General features: G+C 71.2%; 21 protein-coding genes. 4 read left to right on the top strand and 17 right to left on the bottom strand.

Annotated features, from left to right (window positions below; translation table 11 throughout):
• Position 1: 1 nt before the first annotated feature.
• Genes IPJ78_15095 through vanZ form a run of 6 tightly spaced genes read right to left on the bottom strand, consistent with a single transcriptional unit; the run spans position 2 to position 5,681 of the window.
• Positions 2 to 967: a DUF21 domain-containing protein gene (locus IPJ78_15095; protein MBK7907868.1), complete on the bottom strand. Its 966-nt coding sequence runs from the start codon at positions 965 to 967 to the stop codon at positions 2 to 4.
• Positions 964 to 2,214 carry an HlyC/CorC family transporter gene (locus IPJ78_15090; protein ID MBK7907867.1) on the bottom strand — a complete coding sequence of 417 codons (1,251 nt, stop codon included), beginning with the start codon at positions 2,212 to 2,214 and terminating at the stop codon, positions 964 to 966. Before IPJ78_15090 ends, IPJ78_15095 begins: the two co-directional genes overlap by 4 nt.
• On the bottom strand, positions 2,211 to 2,651 hold the full coding sequence (ybeY, locus tag IPJ78_15085) for an rRNA maturation RNase YbeY (GenBank protein MBK7907866.1): 441 nt from the start codon (positions 2,649 to 2,651) through the stop codon (positions 2,211 to 2,213). Before ybeY ends, IPJ78_15090 begins: the two co-directional genes overlap by 4 nt.
• Complete coding sequence (locus IPJ78_15080; GenBank protein MBK7907865.1) at positions 2,648 to 3,610, bottom strand: PhoH family protein; 963 nt, start codon at positions 3,608 to 3,610, stop codon at positions 2,648 to 2,650. The genes ybeY and IPJ78_15080 overlap by 4 nt, the downstream gene beginning before the upstream one ends.
• Positions 3,610 to 5,403, bottom strand: coding sequence for an aspartate--tRNA ligase (gene aspS, locus IPJ78_15075; protein ID MBK7907864.1), 1,794 nt, complete (start codon positions 5,401 to 5,403; stop codon positions 3,610 to 3,612). The genes IPJ78_15080 and aspS overlap by 1 nt, the downstream gene beginning before the upstream one ends.
• Positions 5,400 to 5,681 (bottom strand): VanZ family protein, encoded by a 282-nt coding sequence (gene vanZ / locus IPJ78_15070; protein ID MBK7907863.1) that lies wholly within the window; start codon positions 5,679 to 5,681, stop codon positions 5,400 to 5,402. Before vanZ ends, aspS begins: the two co-directional genes overlap by 4 nt.
• A gap of 270 nt (positions 5,682 to 5,951) precedes the next feature.
• Here vanZ and rlmN point away from each other — a divergent pair, with 270 nt between their 5' ends.
• Complete coding sequence (gene rlmN, locus IPJ78_15065) at positions 5,952 to 7,025, top strand: 23S rRNA (adenine(2503)-C(2))-methyltransferase RlmN (GenBank protein ID MBK7907862.1); 1,074 nt, start codon at positions 5,952 to 5,954, stop codon at positions 7,023 to 7,025.
• Here the strand turns inward: rlmN and IPJ78_15060 are convergent.
• The 9 genes from IPJ78_15060 to IPJ78_15020 form a co-directional block, all read right to left on the bottom strand.
• Entirely contained in the window at positions 6,954 to 7,397 is a 444-nt protein-coding gene (locus tag IPJ78_15060; GenBank protein ID MBK7907861.1) for a LytR C-terminal domain-containing protein, read from the bottom strand. The two genes, rlmN and IPJ78_15060, sit on opposite strands and share 72 nt — an antisense overlap.
• Positions 7,394 to 7,936, bottom strand: coding sequence for a hypothetical protein (locus IPJ78_15055; GenBank protein MBK7907860.1), 543 nt, complete (start codon positions 7,934 to 7,936; stop codon positions 7,394 to 7,396). The genes IPJ78_15060 and IPJ78_15055 overlap by 4 nt, the downstream gene beginning before the upstream one ends.
• Positions 7,933 to 8,967: a hypothetical protein gene (locus IPJ78_15050; protein ID MBK7907859.1), complete on the bottom strand. Its 1,035-nt coding sequence runs from the start codon at positions 8,965 to 8,967 to the stop codon at positions 7,933 to 7,935. The genes IPJ78_15055 and IPJ78_15050 overlap by 4 nt, the downstream gene beginning before the upstream one ends.
• A 1,040-nt stretch (positions 8,968 to 10,007) precedes the next feature.
• Positions 10,008 to 10,793 (bottom strand): tryptophan synthase subunit alpha, encoded by a 786-nt coding sequence (locus IPJ78_15045; protein MBK7907858.1) that lies wholly within the window; start codon positions 10,791 to 10,793, stop codon positions 10,008 to 10,010.
• On the bottom strand, positions 10,790 to 12,289 hold the full coding sequence (locus IPJ78_15040) for an HD domain-containing protein (GenBank protein ID MBK7907857.1): 1,500 nt from the start codon (positions 12,287 to 12,289) through the stop codon (positions 10,790 to 10,792). The genes IPJ78_15045 and IPJ78_15040 overlap by 4 nt, the downstream gene beginning before the upstream one ends.
• Positions 12,286 to 14,040 (bottom strand): HEAT repeat domain-containing protein, encoded by a 1,755-nt coding sequence (locus IPJ78_15035; GenBank protein MBK7907856.1) that lies wholly within the window; start codon positions 14,038 to 14,040, stop codon positions 12,286 to 12,288. The genes IPJ78_15040 and IPJ78_15035 overlap by 4 nt, the downstream gene beginning before the upstream one ends.
• Entirely contained in the window at positions 14,037 to 15,227 is a 1,191-nt protein-coding gene (trpB, locus tag IPJ78_15030) for a tryptophan synthase subunit beta (GenBank protein ID MBK7907855.1), read from the bottom strand. The genes IPJ78_15035 and trpB overlap by 4 nt, the downstream gene beginning before the upstream one ends.
• Complete coding sequence (locus IPJ78_15025; GenBank protein ID MBK7907854.1) at positions 15,227 to 15,880, bottom strand: phosphoribosylanthranilate isomerase; 654 nt, start codon at positions 15,878 to 15,880, stop codon at positions 15,227 to 15,229. Before IPJ78_15025 ends, trpB begins: the two co-directional genes overlap by 1 nt.
• Complete coding sequence (locus IPJ78_15020; protein ID MBK7907853.1) at positions 15,867 to 16,703, bottom strand: indole-3-glycerol-phosphate synthase; 837 nt, start codon at positions 16,701 to 16,703, stop codon at positions 15,867 to 15,869. Before IPJ78_15020 ends, IPJ78_15025 begins: the two co-directional genes overlap by 14 nt.
• Positions 16,704 to 16,802: 99 nt before the next feature.
• Here IPJ78_15020 and lexA point away from each other — a divergent pair, with 99 nt between their 5' ends.
• Positions 16,803 to 17,411: a transcriptional repressor LexA gene (lexA, locus tag IPJ78_15015; GenBank protein MBK7907852.1), complete on the top strand. Its 609-nt coding sequence runs from the start codon at positions 16,803 to 16,805 to the stop codon at positions 17,409 to 17,411.
• A 43-nt stretch (positions 17,412 to 17,454) separates the two neighbouring features.
• Here the strand turns inward: lexA and trpD are convergent, their stop codons facing one another.
• Positions 17,455 to 18,489: an anthranilate phosphoribosyltransferase gene (gene trpD, locus IPJ78_15010; GenBank protein MBK7907851.1), complete on the bottom strand. Its 1,035-nt coding sequence runs from the start codon at positions 18,487 to 18,489 to the stop codon at positions 17,455 to 17,457.
• Positions 18,479 to 19,786, bottom strand: a complete 1,308-nt coding sequence (locus IPJ78_15005) for a GAF domain-containing protein (protein MBK7907850.1) — start codon at positions 19,784 to 19,786, stop codon at positions 18,479 to 18,481. Before IPJ78_15005 ends, trpD begins: the two co-directional genes overlap by 11 nt.
• Before the next feature lie 122 nt (positions 19,787 to 19,908).
• Here IPJ78_15005 and truA point away from each other — a divergent pair, with 122 nt between their 5' ends.
• A complete protein-coding gene (truA, locus tag IPJ78_15000; GenBank protein MBK7907849.1) occupies positions 19,909 to 20,694 on the top strand; it encodes a tRNA pseudouridine(38-40) synthase TruA in 786 nt (261 codons plus the stop codon).
• Positions 20,694 to 21,359, top strand: a complete 666-nt coding sequence (locus IPJ78_14995) for a hypothetical protein (protein ID MBK7907848.1) — start codon at positions 20,694 to 20,696, stop codon at positions 21,357 to 21,359. The genes truA and IPJ78_14995 overlap by 1 nt, the downstream gene beginning before the upstream one ends.
• The last annotated feature ends 3 nt before the right edge of the window (positions 21,360 to 21,362 follow it).

The raw sequence follows: 21,362 nt of genomic DNA, 5'->3' as shown, positions 1-21,362 counted from the left end.
CTCATCGGGCCCCCGGCGTCACGTCGTCGTGCTCATCGTTGATCTCTCCCACGAACTCCTCCACGAGGTCCTCCAGCGTCACCAGGCCGAGCGTCTCCCCCGCGCCGCCGCGCACGATGGCGAGATGCCGTCGCTCGCGCAGCATGCGCCCCATGAGCAGGTGACAGGGCTCGTCGGGCGCGGCGAACGCGACCGCGCGCAGGGCGCGCAGCGGCGCCTCGGGACGGGCGATCACGTCCCAGCTGGTCAGCATCCCGTCCACGTGATCGAGCGTGGAATCGAAGACCGGGATGCGACTGTACTTCGAGAGCGACACCACACGGGCGACCTCGTCCGCCGGCGCCCCGCGCTCCACCGCCACGATGTCGCCGCGCGGGGTCATCACGTCACGTACCCGCTTCGCGCCGAACTCGACCACACCGCTGATGATCGCCCGCTCGCTCGCGGCCCCGACCCCCTCGATCTCGCCCTCCCGGAGCAGGTCCTCGAGCGACTCCGCGGCCGACGGGGCGACCGCGAGGGGCGTACCGCGCCACCCCTCCACCACGCGCAGCGCGAGCCGTGCCAGCGGCGAACTCAGACCCTCGACCACGCGCAGGACGGGCAGGAGGAGCGGAAGCGACTCCGACGGCCACCGCTTGGCAATGGCCCGCGGCAGCAACTGCCCGACGACGAGCAGCAGCGCCATCGCGATGAGCAACGAGCGGACGAGGACCGGCGTGCGGTCGCCGTCATGCAGGCCGATGACCGCACCGAGCGCGAAGACGGTCCCTGCGATGCCAGTGCCGGCCGCGAGGAGCAGGCGCTGTGGCCGCTCGATGTAGAGCGCGGCCGTCCCCGCCCCGGCGAGCTGCTGCTCCGCCCAGTGCCGCAGCCAGATGCGACTCACGCTGCGCAACGCGGTCGCCGCGCCCGTCAGCACGCCCACGATCGCGACCATCAGCACGGTCGTCATGAGCGCGCTCATGTCTCGTCCTCGTCGAGCGGCACGGCCACCAGCGGCTCGAGATAGACCCGTTCGACGCGCCGTCTCACGACCCGCTCGACGACGAGACGGAAGCCGCCCGCGAGCAGCTCCTCGCCGTTCCTCGGCACGCGCCCCAGGATCTCCATGACGAGCCCGCCGACGGTCGTGACGTCCCCGCGCCGGAAGTCGTGGCCGGTCACATCGGAGAGATCATCCAGCGTGACGTGCGCCGCGACCCAGAGCCGCCCGCCCTCGCCGCGTTCGACCTCGGGACGATCGGCGTCCCCCTCATCCTGGATGTCGCCCACGATGAGTTCGAGGGCATCCTCGAGGGTGACCATGCCCGCCGTGCCGCCGAACTCGTCGACGACGATCGCGAGGTGGCGGCGCGTCGTGCGGAACTCGCGCAACTGCGCCTCGACCGTCTTCACCGACGGGATGAAGAGCGCGGGCCGCACGAGCGAGCGCCAACCGCCGGCCGGCTCCTCGTCCGCGAGGAGCGCGCCCAGGAGGTCCTTCGCGTAGAGCACGCCCACGACCTCGTCGAGCGTGCCATCGAACACCACGAGCCGCGCATGCTGCGCGCTGCGGACCCGGTCGGCCACCTCCGACCACGGCGTGTCCTGCTCGATCCCGACGATGTCGACGCGCGGCACCATGATCTCGTGCACGCGCGTGTCCCCGAGCGAGAAGACCCCGTGCAGCATCACCTCGCTCGACCCTTCGACCTCCGTCTCCGCCGCGACGACCTCGCGGAACCGCTCGACGGCGTCCTCGCGGTCGCCCTCGTCGGGCGGCGGGGGCGGCAGCACCGTCTCGATCGCCCGCTCGATCGACATCCCGACGGCGACGACCGGTGCGCACACCGTCTCGACGAGCCCGACGAGCGTGATCACCGGTACGAGGCCGCGGACGCCGGCCGCATCGCCCGCGGCGCGCGCCCCGACCTCGGTGAGGATCACGAGCGCGACGCCCGCGACCACGATCACCGGCGCGAGATAGGCCGCGGGCACCCACCGGCTCGAGAGCAGCGCGACCGATGTCGCCGCGCCCGCGAGCAGCTGCGCGACGATGCGCCCGAACGCGAGCGCCCGATGCGCCCGCTCACGGCGCCCGAGCAGCTCGCGCACGCGCGGCTCGGAGGGAGGCTCCTCTTCGTCGATCCCCAACAGGGCTCCATCCGCGAACGCGCACAGCGCGGCCACGAGGGCCGCGCCGAGCGCGAAGAGAACGGCGGCGAAGCTCACGCGCGCAGTGCCCGCGCGAGGAGGCGTTCCTGCTGCTTCCACATGGGAGACGCCGTGCGCGCCTCGCCGTCCGGGTGATCATGGCCCAGGACGTGGAGCGTCCCGTGGATGACGAGGCGCAGGACTTCCTCGCGCACCGGCCGGCCGTGCCGCTTGGCGTTCGCGGCCGCGACCTCGGGACAGACGTAGACATCGCCGATCACCGCCCCCTGCGGATCGCGGAACCCGAACGAGATGACGTCCGTGGGCCCCGCATGCCCGAGATGCTCGCGATTCATCGCCGCGATGCGTCGACGCGAGAGGAGCGTGATGGAGAGCAGCGCCGCCGACGCCCGCTCGGCGCGAAGCACGAGCGCGCCCGCCGCGGCCAGCCGGGCGCGAGAGACCGGGCTCCGCACGCCGTCCGCCTGGACGGTCACCACCGGCGAAGCGCTCATGCGCCTGCGTCCGCGGCGTAGGCCTTCACGATCTCCCGCACCAGCCGGTGGCGCACCACGTCCGTCTCCGTGAAGTAGTGGAACGCGATGCCCTCGATGCCGGTCAGGATCCGCTCGATCTGCAGCAGACCGCTCTCCTCCCGCTTGGGCAGGTCGATCTGCGTCTTGTCCCCGGTGATGACCGCGCGCGAGTTCAGCCCCAGCCGCGTGAGGAACATCTTCATCTGTGCGTTGGTCGCGTTCTGCGCCTCGTCGAGGATGACGAACGCGTCGGCGAGCGTGCGCCCGCGCATGTACGCGAGCGGGGCGATCTCGATCACGCGCGTCTCGAGTGCCCGCGCGACGCGCTCCGGCGGCATCAGATCGTCGAGGGCATCGTACAGCGGACGGAGGTACGGGTCGACCTTGGCCTGCATGTCGCCGGGGAGGAAGCCGAGCGACTCGCCGGCCTCGACCGCCGGACGTGCGAGGACGATCCGTTTCACGCGCTTGCGCGCGAGCGCGTCGACCGCGGCCGCGACGGCCAGATAGGTCTTCCCCGTGCCCGCCGGCCCGATGCCGATGACGATCTCGTTGTCGAGCATCTGCTGCATGTACTCGCCCTGCCCCTGCGTCTTGGGCTGGATGACCTTGCGGACGCCCGGCAGCACGAACTTCCCCGGCGTGCCGGTCTCGCGCGCCGGCCCCTCAATCGAGAAGCGCAGGACATCATCGGGATCGAGCGGTTGCCGCTGCTTCGTCGTGTCGATCATGCGCGTCGCGACGACCACGGCCTTCTCCACCGCGTCGGCGGCGCCGGCGATCACCATCGCCTCGCCCCGCAGCGTCACGCGCACCGGGAAGAGCTTCGCGAGCTCGGCGAGGTTGGTATCCCCCGCTCCGGCGAGCGAGAGGAGGTCGGCCCCCTCGGTCGAGAGGCGCGCCGTGGTCGACTCACCGTGCGTCGTACCGTCGGTCATCAGGTCCCCACCGTGCGGATGTGCAGCTCCTCGAGGTCCTGCGCGGGCACCACGCTCGGCGCCCCCTCGAACAATGCGCGCGCCGCGGTCGTCTTGGGGAACGCGATCACGTCCCTCAGCGACGTCGCGTTCGCGAGCAGCATCGCGATGCGGTCGAATCCGAACGCGATGCCCCCGTGCGGCGGGGCCCCCGCCCGGAGCCCTTCGAGCAGGAACCCGAACCGCCGCTCCTGTTCCGCCGGGTCGCCGATCCCCAGCAAACCGAACATGCGCGACTGCACCGCCGGGTCGGCGGTGCGAATGGACCCGCCCCCGAGTTCGGTGCCGTTGAGCACGCAGTCGTAGGCGAGCGCCCGCCACTTCGCCGGCTGGTCGGGGAAGGCCGCCATGTCGTCCGCATTGGGCGACGTGAACGGATGGTGCACCGCCGCGAGCGCCTTCGTCTCGGGATCCTGGTCGAACATCGGGAAGTCGAGCACCCAGAGGAACTTCCGAACCGCGGGATCGACGAGGCCGAGCCGCGCGGCACACTCCTGCCGCACGCGGTCGAGCGCGGGGCTGGAGACGCGGTCGAGCCCCGCGACACCCAAGAAGAGGTCGCCGTCAGCGAGACCGAGCGCCGCCTGCGACGCCGGCGTGAGGAACTTCGCCAGCGGCCCCTCGACACTGCCCCCGGCGCACTTGAGGCGCACGAGACCGCCCGCCCCGGCCCCCTTCGCGATCGCTTCGAGTTCATCGACCTGCTTGCGACTCCACGCACCCGCGCCCGGCACGGTGATACCGCGCACGCGTCCGCCGCCGGCGAGTGCCGTCTGGATGATCCCCGACTCGCTCGCAGCGAACGCCGCGGTGCGGTCGACGATCTCCAGCCCGTAGCGGAGGTCGGGCCGGTCGCAACCGTACCGCTCCATCGCCTCGGCATAGCTCATGCGGGGGAACGGCGTCTCGATCGCGATCCCCGCCTCCGCCCAGAGCGACCGGATCAACCCCTCGGCCATCACCACGATATCCTCGCGGCCGATGAACGAGGCTTCGATGTCGATCTGCGTGAACTCGAGTTGCCGGTCCGCGCGGAGATCCTCGTCACGGAAGCAGCGCGCGATCTGGAAGTACCGGTCGAACCCGCAGCACATGAACAGCTGCTTGTAGATCTGCGGCGACTGCGGCAATGCGTAGAACTCCCCGGCGTGCACGCGGCTCGGCACGAGGAAATCGCGCGCGCCTTCCGGCGTCGGCTTGGTGAGGATGGGCGTCTCGATCTCGAGGTAGCCGAGCCCGCTCAGGTAGTTGCGCGTGACCTGCGCGAGGCGATGCCGCAGCATCAGCGCGTGCTGGAGCTCCGGCTTGCGGAGATCGAGCACCCGGTGCCGGAGGCGGAGCTCCTCGGCCGGCGGCTTCGCGTCCTTCCCCATCGCGACGGGAATCGCCGGCGTCTCCGCGGGGCCGACCACCTTCAGGGCCGTCGCGCGCACCTCGATCTCGCCCGTCGCCATCTCGGGGTTGTGCTGGTCATCGGGACGCGCATGCACGGTCCCCTCGATGAGCACCACGCTCTCGACCCCCACCGCCGCGGCGGCGGCGATCACGTCGGGGGCCGTCCAGTCGGGATTGAACGAGACCTGCACGATCCCCTCGCGGTCGCGGAGCGACACGAAGACGAGACCGCCGAGGTCACGCGACCGATGGACCCAGCCGCCAAGGGTGACGCGAGCGCCGACGTCGGCGCGGCGGAGCGCGCCGCCGAGGTGGGTGCGGAGCGTGGTGGCGAGGGCGGCGGCGGAGGGAGCGGTCACGTCGTGAGGTCCTGGCGCGCACGCGCCAGCGAGAGGAGGTGGAGGCCGAACAGGAGTCCGGTCGTGGCGCCGACCGCATCAGCGGTCCAGTCCCAGAGACTGGCCGATCGCCCCGGGATCAGCACCTGGTGCAGTTCGTCGACGAAGCCGAAGATCACCATCGCCGTGATCGCGTTGAGACGGATCCGCACCGACACCGGTGCCAGGAGCGCCCGCGCGACCAGGTACCCGAGGATCGCATACACCGTGAAGTGCGCGACCTTGTCGGAACCGGGCACCGATGAGATCGCCTCGGGCGGCGAGGGCCAGGACGTGAGCGCGAGGATGCAACACGCCCAGACGATCACGGGCCACCACCGCGGCGCCGGGGGCGCCGCGGCACTGCGCGGGTGACTCACGCAGCGACGCGCGGGTCCGAGGAAGGCTCGGACCGGGCGATCCCGGGGGCGAATCCAATGGTCATGACAGGGGGTAAATCTAACTGCCGTCAACACTTGGTGGTAGGCGACGGCGTTGACCCGCCCCCCCTCGGCCGGGTACTGTGCAAGATGCTGAACCTGCTCGACTTGTCGCCCGCCGAGGCGGAGCGCACCCTCCGCGAGTTCGCGACGACCCATGGCCACCAGGCCTACCGGGGCAGCCAGGTCGTGCCCCATCTGTGGCTGAAGCCGGTGGCGTCCTTCGCCGAGATGACGGACCTCCCGGTCGCCTTCCGCGACCTGCTCGCGCAGCACTTCACCCTGCCCCGCCTCGCGCTCGAGGCCCAGCAGGCCTCGAAGGACGGGACGCGCAAGTTCCTCTTCCGCATGGCCGACGGGCAGGCGATCGAGACGGTCGCGATCCCCGACGAGGACCGGATGACCTTCTGCATCTCGTCGCAGGCGGGGTGCGCGCTCCAGTGCGCGTTCTGCGCGACCGGCGCGATGGGGTTCGCCCGCAACCTCGACGTCCACGAGATCGCCGGGCAGGTGCGTGAACTCGCGCTCCTAGACCCGCCGGTACGCGCGACGAACATCGTCTTCATGGGGATGGGCGAGCCGCTGATGAACTGGAAGGCGGTCGACCGCGTGCTCACCATCCTCAACGATGCGAAGGGCTTCGGGATCGGGGCGCGGCACGTCACGGTCTCGACCGTCGGGTGGCTCCCCGGCATCGTCGAACTCGGCAAGCGGAAGGAGCAGTTCCGCCTCGCGCTGTCGATCCATGCCCCGAGCGACGCGCTGCGGCAGCAGCTCATGCCGGTGAACACGAAGTTCCCGCTCGCCGAGGTGATCGACGCGGCCGCCGAGTTCGACCGGCGCGTGACGTTCGAGTACGTGATGCTCGGCGGGGTGAACGATGCACCGACCCACGCCGACCAGCTCGCGGCGCTCGCGCGTCGGTGCAAGGCCTTCGTGAACCTCATCCCGCTGCATCCCGGCGGGTCGATGGGCTTCACCCCCACGAGCCCCGAGGCGATCGCCAAGTTCGCGCGGCGGATCCGCAACGCCGGCGTCGAGGTCGCGATCCGCAAGAGCCGCGGCATCGACATCGCCGCGGCCTGCGGCCAGCTACGGGTCGAGCGGCTGCGGCGGGGGGCGCCAGCGGGTGCCCAGCACGATCGTCAGGTCGACGTAGCGTGAGCTGTCGGGGCGCGCCTCCTGGCGCGCCGCACCGAGCGCCCGGACGGCAAGCGCACCCCACTCCGCATTGCCCGTCCGCACGAGCACGAGCGAGCTGTCGAGCCGCGTGTCCCAGTTCCCGGTCGAGACCACGTCGAAGCCGGCATCGCGCAACGCCGCGGTCCCCCGTCGCGCGAGGCCGCGCTGGCCGGTGCCGTTGAGCACCTCCACCCGGATGCGCACATCGGCCGGCACGACGCGCTTCACCCGCTCGACACGTTCCGCCGCCTCCGAGCGTGCAGTCCCGGTGGGCGCCTCCTCCCGCGACCACCACCACGCGCCGATCCCGGCGAGCACCAGCGCGAGGAGGATCCAGCGACCGGGCTTTCTCACCGCACCGAGTTCCAGAGCCCGACGGCCTCGGGGAAGAGCGCCTTCCCTTCGCGCAGCGTCCACTCGAGCCGCATCCGGACGACCTGCCGGAAGACGCCATCGAAATCATGTGGCAGGTGCTCGGCGAGGAAGGCGCGGTCGGCCTTCATGAAGCCGCGGCCGGGCTCGAGAAAGTCGGCCATGTAGAGGGCCCGACCCGTGCGATCCCAGCCGGCGAAGCCGACGGTATGCCACCGGACGGCATCGAGCACGCTCCGGCGCGACTCGCCGAGTGCGATGAGGTGGTTCGCCGCGGCGGGACCGTGCAGCACGTCGAGCGGCAGGTCGTGTCCCGCGGCGAGGCGCCGCAGCTCCGCCTCCGGCGCATCGCGCAGCGCATCGTGGAAGCGCCCGACATCGTGCCAGGCCTCCGCCTCGGCGGCGTCGAGGCGGAGCTTCGTGGCCCAGTGATCGAGCAGCGCCGTGACGCGCCCGATGTGCGCGCGGCGCTTCTCGCCGACCTGGGCCCAGTCGGGCATGTCGAGAGGGCGCTCGGTCATCGCGCGTTCGTGATCCGACGGGTGAGTTCGGAAAGCTCGCTCGCGACCTGCTTGAGGCTCGTCGTCGCCTCCTCCATCTCGCGCAACGCGGCCGCCTGGTCCCCCGCCGCCGCGGCCACCGCCTCGGCGCCCGCGCGATTGCGTCCCGCGATGTCCACTACGCGCCCCATGCGCTCGCGCAGGCGGGCGACCTCGGTCCCCTGGTCGTCAGCGGAGATCGCGATGCGCGCCGCCTGCTGCGCCGCCCCGCCCGTCGCGCTCACGATGCTGCCGAGTGCCTCGCGTGCGCCGCCGGAGAGGGTCTCGGCGTCCTGCATCAGCGCCTCGCCCCGTCCCATCAGCGAGGCCGCATCGCGCACGCGCTGCTCGAAGTCGCGCAACACGCCCTGCGCCTCGTCGGCGGCGCGCCCGCTCTCCTCCGCGAGCTTGCGCACCTCGTCGGCGACGACGGCGAAACCGCGTCCCTCGTGCCCCGCCCGCGCCGCCTCGATCGCCGCGTTGAGCGCGAGGAGGTTCGTCTGCACCGCCAGCTCGCGGATCACGGCGATGAAGCCCGTCACTTGCGTCGTGGTCTGCGTGAGCGCCCGCATGCGGTCCGCCCCTTCCGCGACCACCCGCTGGGCGCCGACGAGACGCTCCATCGCGGTGTGCACCGTGCCGCGATTCTCCGTCGCGATGGCGCTCGCCTTGCGCGTGGATTCGTGCGCCTCGCGCGCGTCCTGCGCGGTCGCGCGGGCGCGCGCATCGAGGCCCTGCGTGGACTCGATGCCGCGCGCGAGCTGCTCCGACTCCTCGACCACGGCGCGCCCGATCTCCCCGGCCGTACGCGCCACGGCTTCCCCGCCCCCGCGCAGCGTGCGCGCCGAGGTGGTGAGGGTGGCCAGTTCGCGCGAGAGGCGGTCGACCGTCTCGAGCAGCGGTTTGCGGAGGTCGAGGATGTGGATCGTCGTCGCGAGCTGGTTCGCGACGCGACGGATGAGCACCGACTCCTTGGCGCCATACGATCCGCGCTTGTGGGTGTCGAGCTCCATCAGGCCGATGGTGTGGTCGCCGAACCGGAGCGGGACCACCGCGCGCGACGCGGCACTGGGGAGCGGCCGTTCGACGCGCGGATCCTTGTCGGCGTCCACGAGGATCACCGGACGCCCGGTGTCGATCGCCTCGCGCCGCAGTTGCTCGCCGTCGCGCGGCGGGGGTTCGGGCGGCCGGAGGAGTCCCGTGCTCGACCGGTAGATCAACGTCAGGCGATCGCGTTCGACGCGCAGGATGCGCATCTCGGTCCACTCGAGCAGCCGGTTCGCGAGGTTCTCGAGCCGCTTGATCGCGTCGCCGAGGTCGGCGTCCGTGGCGACCGCGATCTCCATCGCGAGGACCGTGTTGAGCTCCTCCGCCGCGATGCTCTCCTCGAGGATCCGCTTGAGGAGGAGGCCCGCGAACGCCAGGACCACGAGCACGACGCCGGCGCCCGTCCAGCCGAGGAACCCGAGCGCGAGCAGGAGCGCGCTGAGCCCCATCGCCCCGGTGCCGAGGCCGATCACCTCGTAGCGGAGGATGAGCGAGAACTCCTCGTCCGAGAGCTTCCCGCGGATGGAGAGCGTGAAGTAGTAGAGCGCCTTCGAGATGAGGAAGTGGACGAGCACGAACACCGCGACCGCGGGAACGCTCTGGCCGTCGAGGACCGAGTTGTCGGCGCCGAGCGGCCCGCGCGCGAGCGCATACCAGCCGAAGGCGGCGAAGAGCGCGGTGACCTCGCGCGCCGCGTTCTGCCACGCGGCGCTGGTGTTGCGCCGGAGCCAGGTGCGGTCCGCGGCGAAGATGCCCATCGCGAGCCCAAGCGCCGTCGGCACCACGCCGACGATGAGCGCCCCCCCCACCGCGAGGGGCGCGATGAGGTGGATCGCCGCGTACTTCGTGACCGCGAGCTGGTCACGGCGCAGGAAGGCGGTGACCGCGGTGATCGACGCGATCCAGGCCAGCCGGTCGAGCCACCCCGGGAAGAGCACGACCCCGGCCACCAGCAGCAGCGCGCCGATGGTCGACAGCGCGAGCCGGTAGAGGGTCAGGACGAAGTTCACGCGGGGATCCGGTCGAGGGCGGCCCGCAGGTCGCGCACGAGGGTGAGCGCCGCGTCGACGCCATGTTGGTCGGCCGCTTGCACGAGCGCACTGCCGACGACGACACCATCGGCAAGCGCGCCGACCTGTTCGGCCTGTTCCGGCGTGGAGATGCCGAAGCCGACGCAGATGGGGAGGTCACAGACGGCGCGGAGGTCCGCGAGGCTCCGCGGCAGGTCCGCCGCGACCTTCGGCTGCACCCCCGTCACGCCCATGCGGCTGATGAGGTAGACGAAGCCGCGCCCATGCTTCACGATCTCGGCCATCCGTTCACGCGGCGTGGTCGGGGCGACGAGGCGCACGAACTCGAGGGGCCCCGCGCCGAGCCACGCCTCGCGCGCCGGATCCGCCCCCACGGGAAGGTCGGTCACGAGCACGCCCTGCACGCCCGACGCCGCGGCTCGCGTGAGTACCTCCGGCCCCGCGGCGAGCAAGGGGTTCAAGTAGCTGAAGAGCACCACCGGCACCGCAGGCCGGGCCTCGGCGACGAGCGCGAGCGCCCCCTCGAGCGTCATCCCCCGCTCGAGCGCCTGCTGCGAACTCCCCTGGATGACCGGCCCGTCCGCGAGCGGGTCGGAGAACGGGACGCCGACCTCTAGGACATCGCAGCCGGCCGCCGGCAGCTCCCGCAGAAGTCGGAGCGAGGCCGCGCGGTCCGGGTGGCCGGCCGTGACGTAGCAGACGAGGGCACGGCGATGCGCCGCGCGCAGCGTCGCGAGATGACCCGAGAGCGAGCGACTCAGAGGAAGTAGTCCCCGACGCGCACCCCGTACCGTTCGGGGTCGCCCGTCTTGATGATGGTCCGACGGAAGTTCCCCGACTCGTCGCGCTCGGCGAGGTCGACGAGCGCGCCCGGGTGTTGGACGTTGCCGAGCGCGTCGCTGACGATGCGCACGATGGGGCGCGAGATCATGTCCTGGAGCGGGTTCGCCCCATGCACGATCGCGAGTTCGAAGGTGTCGAGCACGACGAACGTGCCCACCGGGTAGATGCCGAGCAGTGCGACGAAGGCCTTGACCACCACCGGATCCATGCCGCGGCGCGGGTTGTCGCGCATCTCCCGCAGCACCTCGGCCGGGTCGAGCGCCTCCGACATGTAGATGCGGCGCGTCGTCGCCGCGTCGAACCCGTCGGCGACCGCGACGATCTTGCTGTAGAACGTCATCTCCTGCATCCGCAGCGACCGCGGGTAGCCGGTGAGATCGCGCTTCATGTGATGCTGGTACGCGACGAGCATCGACCGGTACGGGAACTCCGACTGCTCCCGGAGCTGGAAGAGCGCGAGCACGCCCAGCCACGGGTGCGCGGCGACCAGCCGCCACTCGTCGTCGTTCAGCATCTCCGGCTTCCGGATGATGTCGATGGGCACGCGCGACTTGCCGATGTCGTGGAAGAGCCCGGCGAAGCCGAGGTCGTACAGCTGCAGGCGGGAGAGCCCGAGACGGCGGCCAAGCGCGACGGAGAAGATGCAGACGTTGACGCAGTGCGTGAACGTGTAGTCGTCGTAGTCGCGGATCGTCGTCAACCCGATCAGCGACGTCTCCTCGGCGAGGATCTGGTCGACGATGCCCTGCACCACGCGCTTGATCTTCTTGATGTTCGGGCTCGCGCCCATGCGCACCGAGTTGATCACTTCCTTCGTGGTGCTGACCGACTGCTGGTAGGTCCGCTTGGCGCGTTCCTTGGTCTCGACGGCGTCCGCCGGATCGTCGGCGGCCTCGATGGGCGGCGTGACCTCGAAGACGCCGACGTTGGTGTCGGCGAGCCGCTTGAGGAGCGCATCGAAACGCTCGGCCGGCCCGCGCCCCTGCGGGTTCGCGAGGAACGACAGGAGGATCGTCCAGTCGCGGACCGCGGGCTTCTCGTGGAACCGGATGAGGCCCACGCCCGCGTCGCGGCAGCGGCCGAGGATGTACGAGAAGCTCGTGTAGTTGTCGAGGTCGAGCTTCATGCGGGTCGAATTCAGGAAGATGAACTCCCCCGCGAGCCGGAACTCGCACTCGCCGTCGCCCGCGATGAGGTCACCCGACAGCCCCGCGAGGTCGTCGAGCGCCTTCTGTACGACGGCGTTCTCGACCGGATACAGCTTGAGGTTGCGGAGCGCGACGTAGAGACCGAGGATCCAGCTGCGCCCGATCGTCCGCACGGTCCCCTCACCCAGGCCGGCGCCCGTCGGCATGGTGCCGGTGCGCGCGACCGACGCGCGCCCGCCCGGCGGCGTGCCCTTGGGGTCGCTCATGCGGCACCGCCCTTGAGCGCCCGCGAGACCGCGCTCTTCACGATGACCTCCTTCTCCCCGACCGCCTTCTCGAGCACCGCGCGTGAGGCGGCGGAGCCGATGCGCCCGAGCGCGAGCGCCGCGCAGGCGCGCAGTTCCGGGTCCTCCTTGCGCGCGAAGAGCCCGCCTTTCGCGTTCAGCAATCCATCGAGGAACGTGATCCCGCCGTCGCCGCAGATCGTGCCGTACAGCTCGAAGAGCGCGATGCGTTCGGTGCGGTCGGCGTCCTTGACGCCCTTCCCCTTCACGAGCGCGTCGACCTTCGCCAGCGCCGGCCGGTGCGTGCGTGCCATGAGGGCGCGGATCGTCGCGATGCGGATGTCACGATCCTCGTCGTTCAGCGCGGTTTCGAGCGCCGAGAGCGCACCCGGCGTGCCGATCTCGGTCAGGGCGGTCACCGCGGCGGCGCGAAGGGGGCGTTCGGCGCCGCTCCCGAGCACCTCGCCGAGCGAGGGCACCGCGGCCGCCGTGCGCATCGCCCCGGCGCGGCGGATGGCCTCGCGCGCGACCGCCGGCTTGGCGTCCTTCACCAAGCGCACGAGTTCGCCTGTGTTGGACTGCGCCAGTCGCTCCGCCGAGGCCTCGAGCAGCGGCCGCAGCCCCACGTTCTGCGTGCGATCGATGGAGTCGAGCACCACCGCGAGCGCGGTCGGCTTGAGCTGCCCGAAGAGTTGTGCGAGGTCGTCCTTCGGCGGCAGAGTCGCCGATTCCTCCAGCGCCTGCAGCATCTGCGCGAGCGCATCGGGATGGCTGAGCCGGTCGGCGAGCCGCCCGAAGCGATCCTTGTCCTGCGGCGTGAGCTCGCGTGCGCGCTGCATCGTCGCGCCGACCTCGCGCAGCAGGAAGGCGACGCTCGAGAACTGGCCAGCCGAGAGCAGGTGCAGCACGAGGGCCTCGAGGTCGTTCGCGACCTCGGTGCGCACGAGCGGGTCGACCTGCAGCTCGAAGATGTCCAGCAACGCGCAGAGGACGAGACGGCGGAGGTCCAGATCGTACTCGCGCGTCGTCTCCTGCCGGAGGTACTCGATCTCGTTCGCATCGAGGAAGTAGAGCGTCGAGTCGAAGTCCTCCATGCGCACCACGCCCGACTGGCGCGATGGCGCGGCCCCGCCCTCCTGCGTCTGCTCCTGCGACTGCTCGTCCCTGGCCTCATCGATCGCGTTGCTGAGCGGTTCATGCGACCGCCCGAGCGGCGCGGGCCACTTGCCGGGCTCGGCGGCCGGGTCCATCGGCGCGGAAGGGTCGTTGAGCTCGACGTAGCGATAGCGCATGCACGTGAAGTCCTGCTCCCACAGCATCGTGAGCAGGTCATCCTCGGCCGCGGTCGCGCGGCGCACGCGCGGGAGCAGCGCCATGAACTTCTCGAGCTCGGACTCCTCGAATCCCGTCGTCCAGGTGAACTCGCGCAGGCCGTCCTTGAAGAGGAGCCACGGGATCGAGTCACCGCTCTTCTCCGGCGACGCGTGCACGACGACCCCGCTCCACGTGAACTGCGTCTCGGTCACGGTGATCGTCAGCGTGTCGGTCTGCTCCCAGAGCGGGCCGAACGACCGCTTCACGTTCTCGAGCGCCTTCAGGTAGGTCGGGTTATTGTGCATGTACAGCTGATGCGCCCGCACACCCTTGTCGAGGAGCTTGAACATGTCCTCGACGATGGAAGGCGCGAACGGCGGCGCTTCCTTCTCCGTGTCGGGCGCGAGCGGGGTGCTCACGGCGTGCCCCGGACCTCGAGCATCGGCGCGACCTGCGCGACATCCTTGTCCCCACGGCCGCTGACGCAGAGCAGCACCGGCTCGTCGGCGGCCCAGCGGCCCCGCTGGGCCGCCATCCAGGCGATGGCATGCGAGGTCTCGAGCGCCGGGATGATCCCTTCCAGTCGGCTCATTAGCTCGAACCCGCCAAGCGCCTCGTCGTCAGTGACCGCGACGTAGGTCGCGCGCCCCGAGTCCTTGAGGTACGCATGCTCCGGCCCGACGCCGGGATAGTCGAGGCCGGCGGAGATCGAGTGCGCCGGGTGCACCTGCCCGTTCGCGTCCTGCAGCAGGTAACTCAGGGTCCCGTGCAACACGCCGGGCACACCCAAGCTGAGCGACGCCGAGTGACGGCCGGTCTCGATGCCCTCGCCCGCGGCCTCAACGCCGATCAGCTCCACTCCCGCATCCCCGGTGAACGCGTGGAAGATGCCCATCGCGTTCGAGCCGCCGCCCACGCACGCGATCACGCTGCGCGGAAGACGGCCGGCACGCTCGAGCATCTGGGCCCGCGCCTCGCGCCCGATGATCGCCTGGAAGTCGCGCACCATGCGCGGATACGGCGACGGACCGACCACGCTGCCGATGATGTAGTGCGAGTCGGTGCAGGTGCTGACCCAGTCGCGGATCGCCTCGCTCGTCGCGTCCTTCAGCGTGCGCGTTCCCGCCGTCACCGGGACCACCGTCGCCCCCATCAGGCGCATGCGGAAGACGTTGAGCTGCTGGCGGCGCATGTCCTCCTCACCCATGTACACGACACAGGTGAGCCCGAGGCGTGCGCAGACCGTCGCCGTGGCGACGCCGTGCTGCCCCGCGCCGGTCTCGGCGATGATCCGCTGCTTCCCCATCCGCTTGGCGAGCAGCGCCTGCGCGAGCGCATTGTTGATCTTGTGCGCGCCCGTGTGGTTGAGGTCCTCGCGCTTGAGCCACACGGGTGCACCGATGTGCGCCGACAGCCGCGGCGCCTCGGTGAGTGCGGAGGGGCGGCCCACGTACGTCGAGAGGAGATGGTCCAGCTCCGCCTGGAAGGCAGGGTCCGCGAGCGCCGAAGCGAGCGCCGCCTCGAGCTCGTCGAGCGCGGGGATCAGCGTCTCGGGCACGTAGCGCCCGCCGAATGCTCCGAACCGATCGGTCGTGGCCGAACTCATCACACCTCGCGCAGGCGCGCCGCTTGGGCGAACGCCCGCATCAGCCCATGGTCCTTGATGCCCGGCGACACCTCGACGCCGGAACTGACATCCACTGCCGCGGGTGCGAGCGTCCGCACCGCCTCCCTCACGTTCTCCGGCCGCAGGCCGCCGGCCAGCATCACCATCGTCCGGTCGCGGAGTGCCGCCACGGCCGGGACCGACGCGGCCCAATCGAAGGCCACCCCTGTGCCGCCTGAACGCCCGCCGACCGCCGTATCGAGCACCACCCCATCGACCGCCGCGAGCACCTCCGGATCGACCCGCTCGACGGTCGCGCCCGACACGCGCATGACGACCCAGATCGCTCCCGCATACCGTTCTCGCAACGTTAGAACGCTGTCTGGCGTTCCGCCACCGTGCAATTGTAGCACATGGAGCTGGACCGCGTCCGCGATCCGCAACACCTCGTCGACCTCGCGCAAGACGAAGACGCCGACCCGCTGCACCGCACTCCCCTCGAGGCCGGCGAACATCGTGCGCGCGCGCGGAGCGTCGAGCAGCCGCGGACCGTGCGCGAAGATCGCCCCGGCAAACCGCGCGTCGAGCTCGGCCGCGATCGCGGCATCCTCGGCCCGGGTGAGGCCGCAGAACTTGAGGTCAGGCGCGTGCACGGCGCTCGACGCCCGAGAGCGCACGGACCGCGGCGGCGCCGTCCTCCGCGGCCGAGAGCACCGACCCGACGAGCACGGCGTCCGCCCCCGCCGCCGCGGCCCGTTCCACCCCGACGACGCTCGTCACCCCGCTCTCGTAGACCGCCACCCGGTCCGGAGGCACGAGGGGCAGGAGCCGGATCCCCGTCGCCTCGTCGATCCTCAGCGTCTCGAGATCCCGGTTGTTCACGCCGACGATCGCACCCGGCACCGAGAGCGCCACGAGCAGTTCCGCCTCGGTGCGCACCTCGACGAGACACTCGAGCCGGCGCGCATGTGCGACGGCGGCCAACGCACGGAGCCGCTCCGCCGGCAGCGCGCGCGCGATCAGCAGCACCGCCGACGCGCCGGCCGCGCGCGCCTCGAGGAGCTGGACCTCGTGGGTAATGAAGTCCTTCCGGAGCAGTGGCAGCGCGACCGCGGCGCGCACGGCCTCGAGGTCCTCGAGCGAGCCACCGAAGCGCGTGGGCTCGGTGAGCACCGAGAGCGCGGCGGCTCCGCCGGCGGCATACGCCGTGGCCCGCGCCGGGGCATCGATCGCGTCGTTGATCACGCCCTTGCTCGGGGAGCGCCGTTTGAGTTCGGCGATCACCCGGACGCGAGGGCCGCGCAACGCCTGCGCGAACGCGGGCGGGACCGGCATCGCATCTGCCCTCGCCTCGAGCCCACGGATCCGGTCGCGGTCGGCCGCCACCTGTCGGGCCCGCGTCTCCGAACTCGCAGTGAGTTCGCCGAGGGGACCGGCCGGTGGGACCCATTGAGGGGTGGCTTGTGCTTCGGGCAATGTTCGGATACCGTTACTTCGGGTACTGTTCGGGAGTCTAACGCACGATGGCCACCGTTGGCCACGCCGTCCTCATCCCCATCCGCAGGGACCGCCGAGATGCCGCTCACCAAGCGCCAGCGCCAGATCCTGGACTTCCTCACCAGCTACGCCGGTGAGCACGGATATGCTCCGAGCTTCGAGGAGATCGCTGAACAGTTCAACTATAACTCACTCGCCACGGTGCACGAGCACCTGTCGAACCTCGAGCGGAAGGGCTACATCAAGCGCTCGTACAACGAGAGCCGCGCGATCGAGATCCTCCCGTCGGACATCTTCCCGAAGGCGATCGAGCTCCAGGTAATGGGCGCTGTCGCGGCCGGTGTCCCGATCGAGGCCTTCGAGACCCACGAGACGATCGCCGTTCCCGACGATTTCGTGCGGCGTGCTGGCAACCACTACGTGCTCAAGGTCCGCGGGAACTCGATGATCGAGGACCAGATCTCCGACGGCGACTACGTCGTCGTGCACGATCGGCCGTCGGCGGACAACGGGGAGATGGTGATCGCGATGGTCGAGGACGCGGGCGCGACCGTGAAGCGGTACTACCGGGAGCGGGACGGGCGCATCCGGCTCCAGCCGGCGAACGCGACCATGACGCCGATCTACGTGCACGAGAGCCAGGTGCGCGTGCAGGGGATCGTGGTCGGGGTGATGCGGAGGTACTAGGGCGGAGTGGAGACAGAAGACGAAAGAAGGCCGTCGCCACGACTCATCGGTGCGTCGCGGTGGCGGCCCGCAGTCGGCCGAGCGCGTCCCACCCCTTGCCCGCGCCGAGCGCCGCGCGGGCCGCGTGGAGTCCGGCCTCGATCGATGAGGCCAGGCCCGCGACGTAGATCGCCGCAGCCGCATTCAGCAGCACCGCCGCCTCCGCCCCCGGAGGCCCCTTCCCCATGAGCACGCGCTCGATCACCAGCGCATTCTGCGCCGGCTCTCCGCCGACGAGATCGGAAGCATCGACGTCGCGGAACCCCAGCGCGGCGGGATCGATGCTCCACCTGGCGATGCGGCCCTCCTTCAGCTCCAGGACCGTGGTCGGACCGAGCGGCGAGATCTCGTCCATCCCTGGCGCCCCGTGCACCACGAGCGAGTGCGCGGTCCCGAGCTCGCTCAGCGCCCCGGCGATCAGCTCGAGCCGCGCGGGATCCGCGACTCCGACGACCTGACGCCCCGCCCCGGCGGGGTTCGCCAACGGACCCACCAGGTTCATGACCGTCTGGATCGCGAGTTCCCGGCGGACCGGACCGACGTGACGCATCGCCGGGTGCATGGTCGGCGCGAACATGAAGACGATGCCGGCGTCGTCGAGCACCCGCCGCATCCTCTCCACCGGCACGTCGATCGCGACGCCCAGCGCCTCGAGCACGTCGGCGCTCCCGGACCGGGAGGTGAAGGAGCGGTTGCCGTGCTTCGCGATCCGGACGCCGGCGCCGGCCGCCAGGAGGGCCGCCGCAGTGGAGATGTTGAACGTGGTGACCGTGCCACCACCGGTACCGCAGGTGTCGACCAGGGAGTCGGGCGTCGGGACATCCAGTCGCGTCATCGCTTCGCGCAGCGCGCGGGCGGCCCCGGCGACCTCGCTTGAGGTCTCGCCGCGCACGCGGAGCCCCATCAGCAGCGCCGCCATCTGCGCCGGGCTCGCCTCGCCGGACATGACGACCCGGAACACCGCCGCTGCCCCTTCCCCGTCCAGCCTCTCCCCCGCGGCCAGCGTCCGGAGGACCGCCTGGATGACGCTACCGCTCACGGATGGAGCCGTGAAGCCGGTCCGGGAGCCGCGCCTCGCTCGCGATGAGCGAGATGACGAGGCCGAGCATGCGCACGCGCTCGACGTCCTCCTCGACGAACAGGCCCTGCTGGGCCCGATTGGTCAGGTTGACCACGCCGACGAGCTCATCGTGGAGCACGAGCGGGAACGAGATGAACGACCCGGTGGTCAGATAGTCGTCGCCGAGGAGCGGCTGCTGCTTCGCATCGACGGCGTCGACCACGAGCATCGGCTCGCGGCGCTCGGCGACACGACCGGCGACCCCATGTCCGATGGCGACCACCTTGCCGATCTGCACGTGCGGCGCGAGGCCTCGCGCCGCGGCGAGGTAGATCGTCCCCGGCTCCTTCCCGACGAGGAAGAGCGAGCACCGGAGCGACTGCATGTCGTCGCCCACCAACGCGAGGAGTCCTTCCGAGAGCCGGTGCGGGTCCTTCGTCTCGGCGGCGAGGGTCATGACCCGGTCGAGCAGGTAGAGCGTCCGCGTGCGCGACCGCAGCGCCTCGCTGCGCCGATGGAGCTCGATGTGCGCCTGCTCGAGCTGGCCGACCGAGGCGGTCAGCTGGTGCTCGAGGGCCGCGAGCTTGCGCAACGTCCGGCGCGACTCCTCCGCCCGACGCGCCTCCTCGCGCTCGCGGGCGACGGCCTCCGCCGGATCGACCACCGGCTGCGAGGCGGTGAGCCGCGCGTGCGCGACCTGGCGTTCCAGCTCCGAGAGCCGCGTGAGGTACTCGCCGTGGACGCGCTGGGTGACCTCCTCGAGGGTCTTCCGGGCCTCGTCGCGCACCTCGCGGTCGTGGAAGCGCGCGAGGGCGAGCTCGAAGAGTCCGGCGAGCGGCGCCACGCGTTCGACGGCCCGCGTGCCGAAGACCCGCTTGGGCTCGACCAGCGAGAGCACGGCGACGAGCTGCCCATCGACCTTGATTCCCCGGAGGGCCACCGTCGCCCCTTCGTCGGCGGCCCCGAGCTTGAAGAGTCGCGCGTACGCCGGCGGCTCCTCGCCGACATCGCCGAAGGTGCCGCCGTCCTGCACGGTGCGCAGGACCTGCCGCGGCAGCTGCTCGAGCGAGGTCTCGAGGGGGGCCCGTTCCACGCGTCCATCGCGGACCGCGAGCCGCTCGCGGACGAGTCCCTGGCGCGGATCGAACCGGAGCAGCGCGACCTGCGCGTCCCGGTCGTTCTCGGCGACCGCGCCGGCGAGTGAGACGAGGGCGGCGTCGAGGTCGGTGGCGCTGCCGAGGGCTTGGGCGAGCGAAGGGAGCGTGCGCGCAGTCATGGACGGGGAAAGCTCCCCCACGCGACCCACAAAGTCAATCGAAGCGCGAGCGCACGTCCGCTGCACCGATGTGCGGTCCGCGTTGCTTGAATCGACCCGTCTCGCGCGGTAGGTTTCCCGCGATGGCGGAGCGCACCCTCCAACTGGTCTTGCACTACGACGGCACCGAGTTCGCCGGCTGGCAGGTCCAACCCGGACGGCGCACCGTGCAAGGGGTCCTTGAGGCCACGTTGTCCGGCATGGCCGGGGCCCCTGTGCGCGTGACCGGGGCGGGCCGGACGGACGCGGGGGTGCATGCGCGAGGACAGGTCGCCGGGATCACCGTCGCCGAGCACTGGACGGCGGAGAAGATGCGGCGAGTCCTCAATGAGAAGCTCCCGGAGGATCTGTGGGTCGCGGCGGCCAGCGAGATGCGGCCGCGGTTCCACGCGCGTTTCAGTGCGACCGCTCGCCGCTACAGTTACGCGGTGGGGCTCGACGAGGGAGCTGCGTCGCCGTTCCGGCGGCGGTGGACGCTCCCTTGGACCCGGGCCCTCGACCGCGAGGTGCTCGATTGGTGCGCGACGCGGTTGGTGGGGATGCACACGTTCCGGGGCTTCGCCGTGCGCGGCACCGCGCCGACGGACGACGATCACAGGTGCGACGTGCATCTCGCCCGGTGGCGCCCGGCAGCAGCGGGGCTCCCGGAAGGGCTGGTGTTCGACATCAAGGCCAATCGGTTCCTGCACCACATGGTGCGTTTCCTGGTGGGCACGATGCTCGAGGTGGCGAGTGGCAAGCGGCCGAAGGAGGACTTCACCGCGCTGCTCTCCGCCGACCGGAATGACGAGGTGTCGCCCCCCGCGCCGTCGGTGGGGCTCTGCCTCGAGGAGGTCACCTATCCCGCCGACCTGTACCTGACGCCTTGATGCGCCTCTATCTCGCCACCGTCGCCGCCGAAGAGATCCGCTGGGCCACCGCGGCCGGGCTGCTCGACGGTGTGGTCGCGACGCCCGCGGTGCTCGCGGCCGAGTTGCCGCACGCGGATCCCCGCGAGCTCCTCGCCGAGTTGGCCGAGCGCACCACCCTGCCGATCTTCGCGTCGGTCCCGTCGCTCGACGCGGCCGAGATCGTGCGCGGCGGGAAGACGCTGGCGAAGCTCTCGGAGCACCTCATCGTCGCGGTGCCGCTGGTGGAGGATGCCCTCCCGGCCATGCGCCGGCTCGCCGCCGAGGGCGTCCGGGTGGCGGCGACGCTCGTCCACTCCGTCGCTCAGGGACTGCTCGCCGCCAAGGCGGGGGCGTCGCACGTCGTGGTGCCCGTCGACGCGCTCGAGGCCGTCGGGCATCCGCCGGAATCGGTGATCCGTGCGCTGCGCGAGGCGATCGAGCGTTCGCGGCTGGAGTGCGACGTTGTGGCGGCCGGCGCGCCGAGCGCGACGCGCTTCGCCGAGCTCGCGACGGCCGGCGCGGACGCGGCGGTGGTCACGCCGGCCGCGCTGCACGGCTTCCTGCAGCATCCGCTCACCGATCGCGGGCTCGATCGGTTCCTCGGCGACATCAGCCGGCGCGCCAAGCCGCGCCGCACCAAGTGAGCC

The sequence above is a fragment of the Gemmatimonadota bacterium genome, from assembly GCA_016714015.1.
Taxonomy (GTDB): domain Bacteria; phylum Gemmatimonadota; class Gemmatimonadetes; order Gemmatimonadales; family Gemmatimonadaceae; genus Pseudogemmatithrix.
The sequence above is the reverse complement of the archived record's forward strand: the minus strand, read 5'-3'. Positions and strand labels throughout refer to the sequence as shown.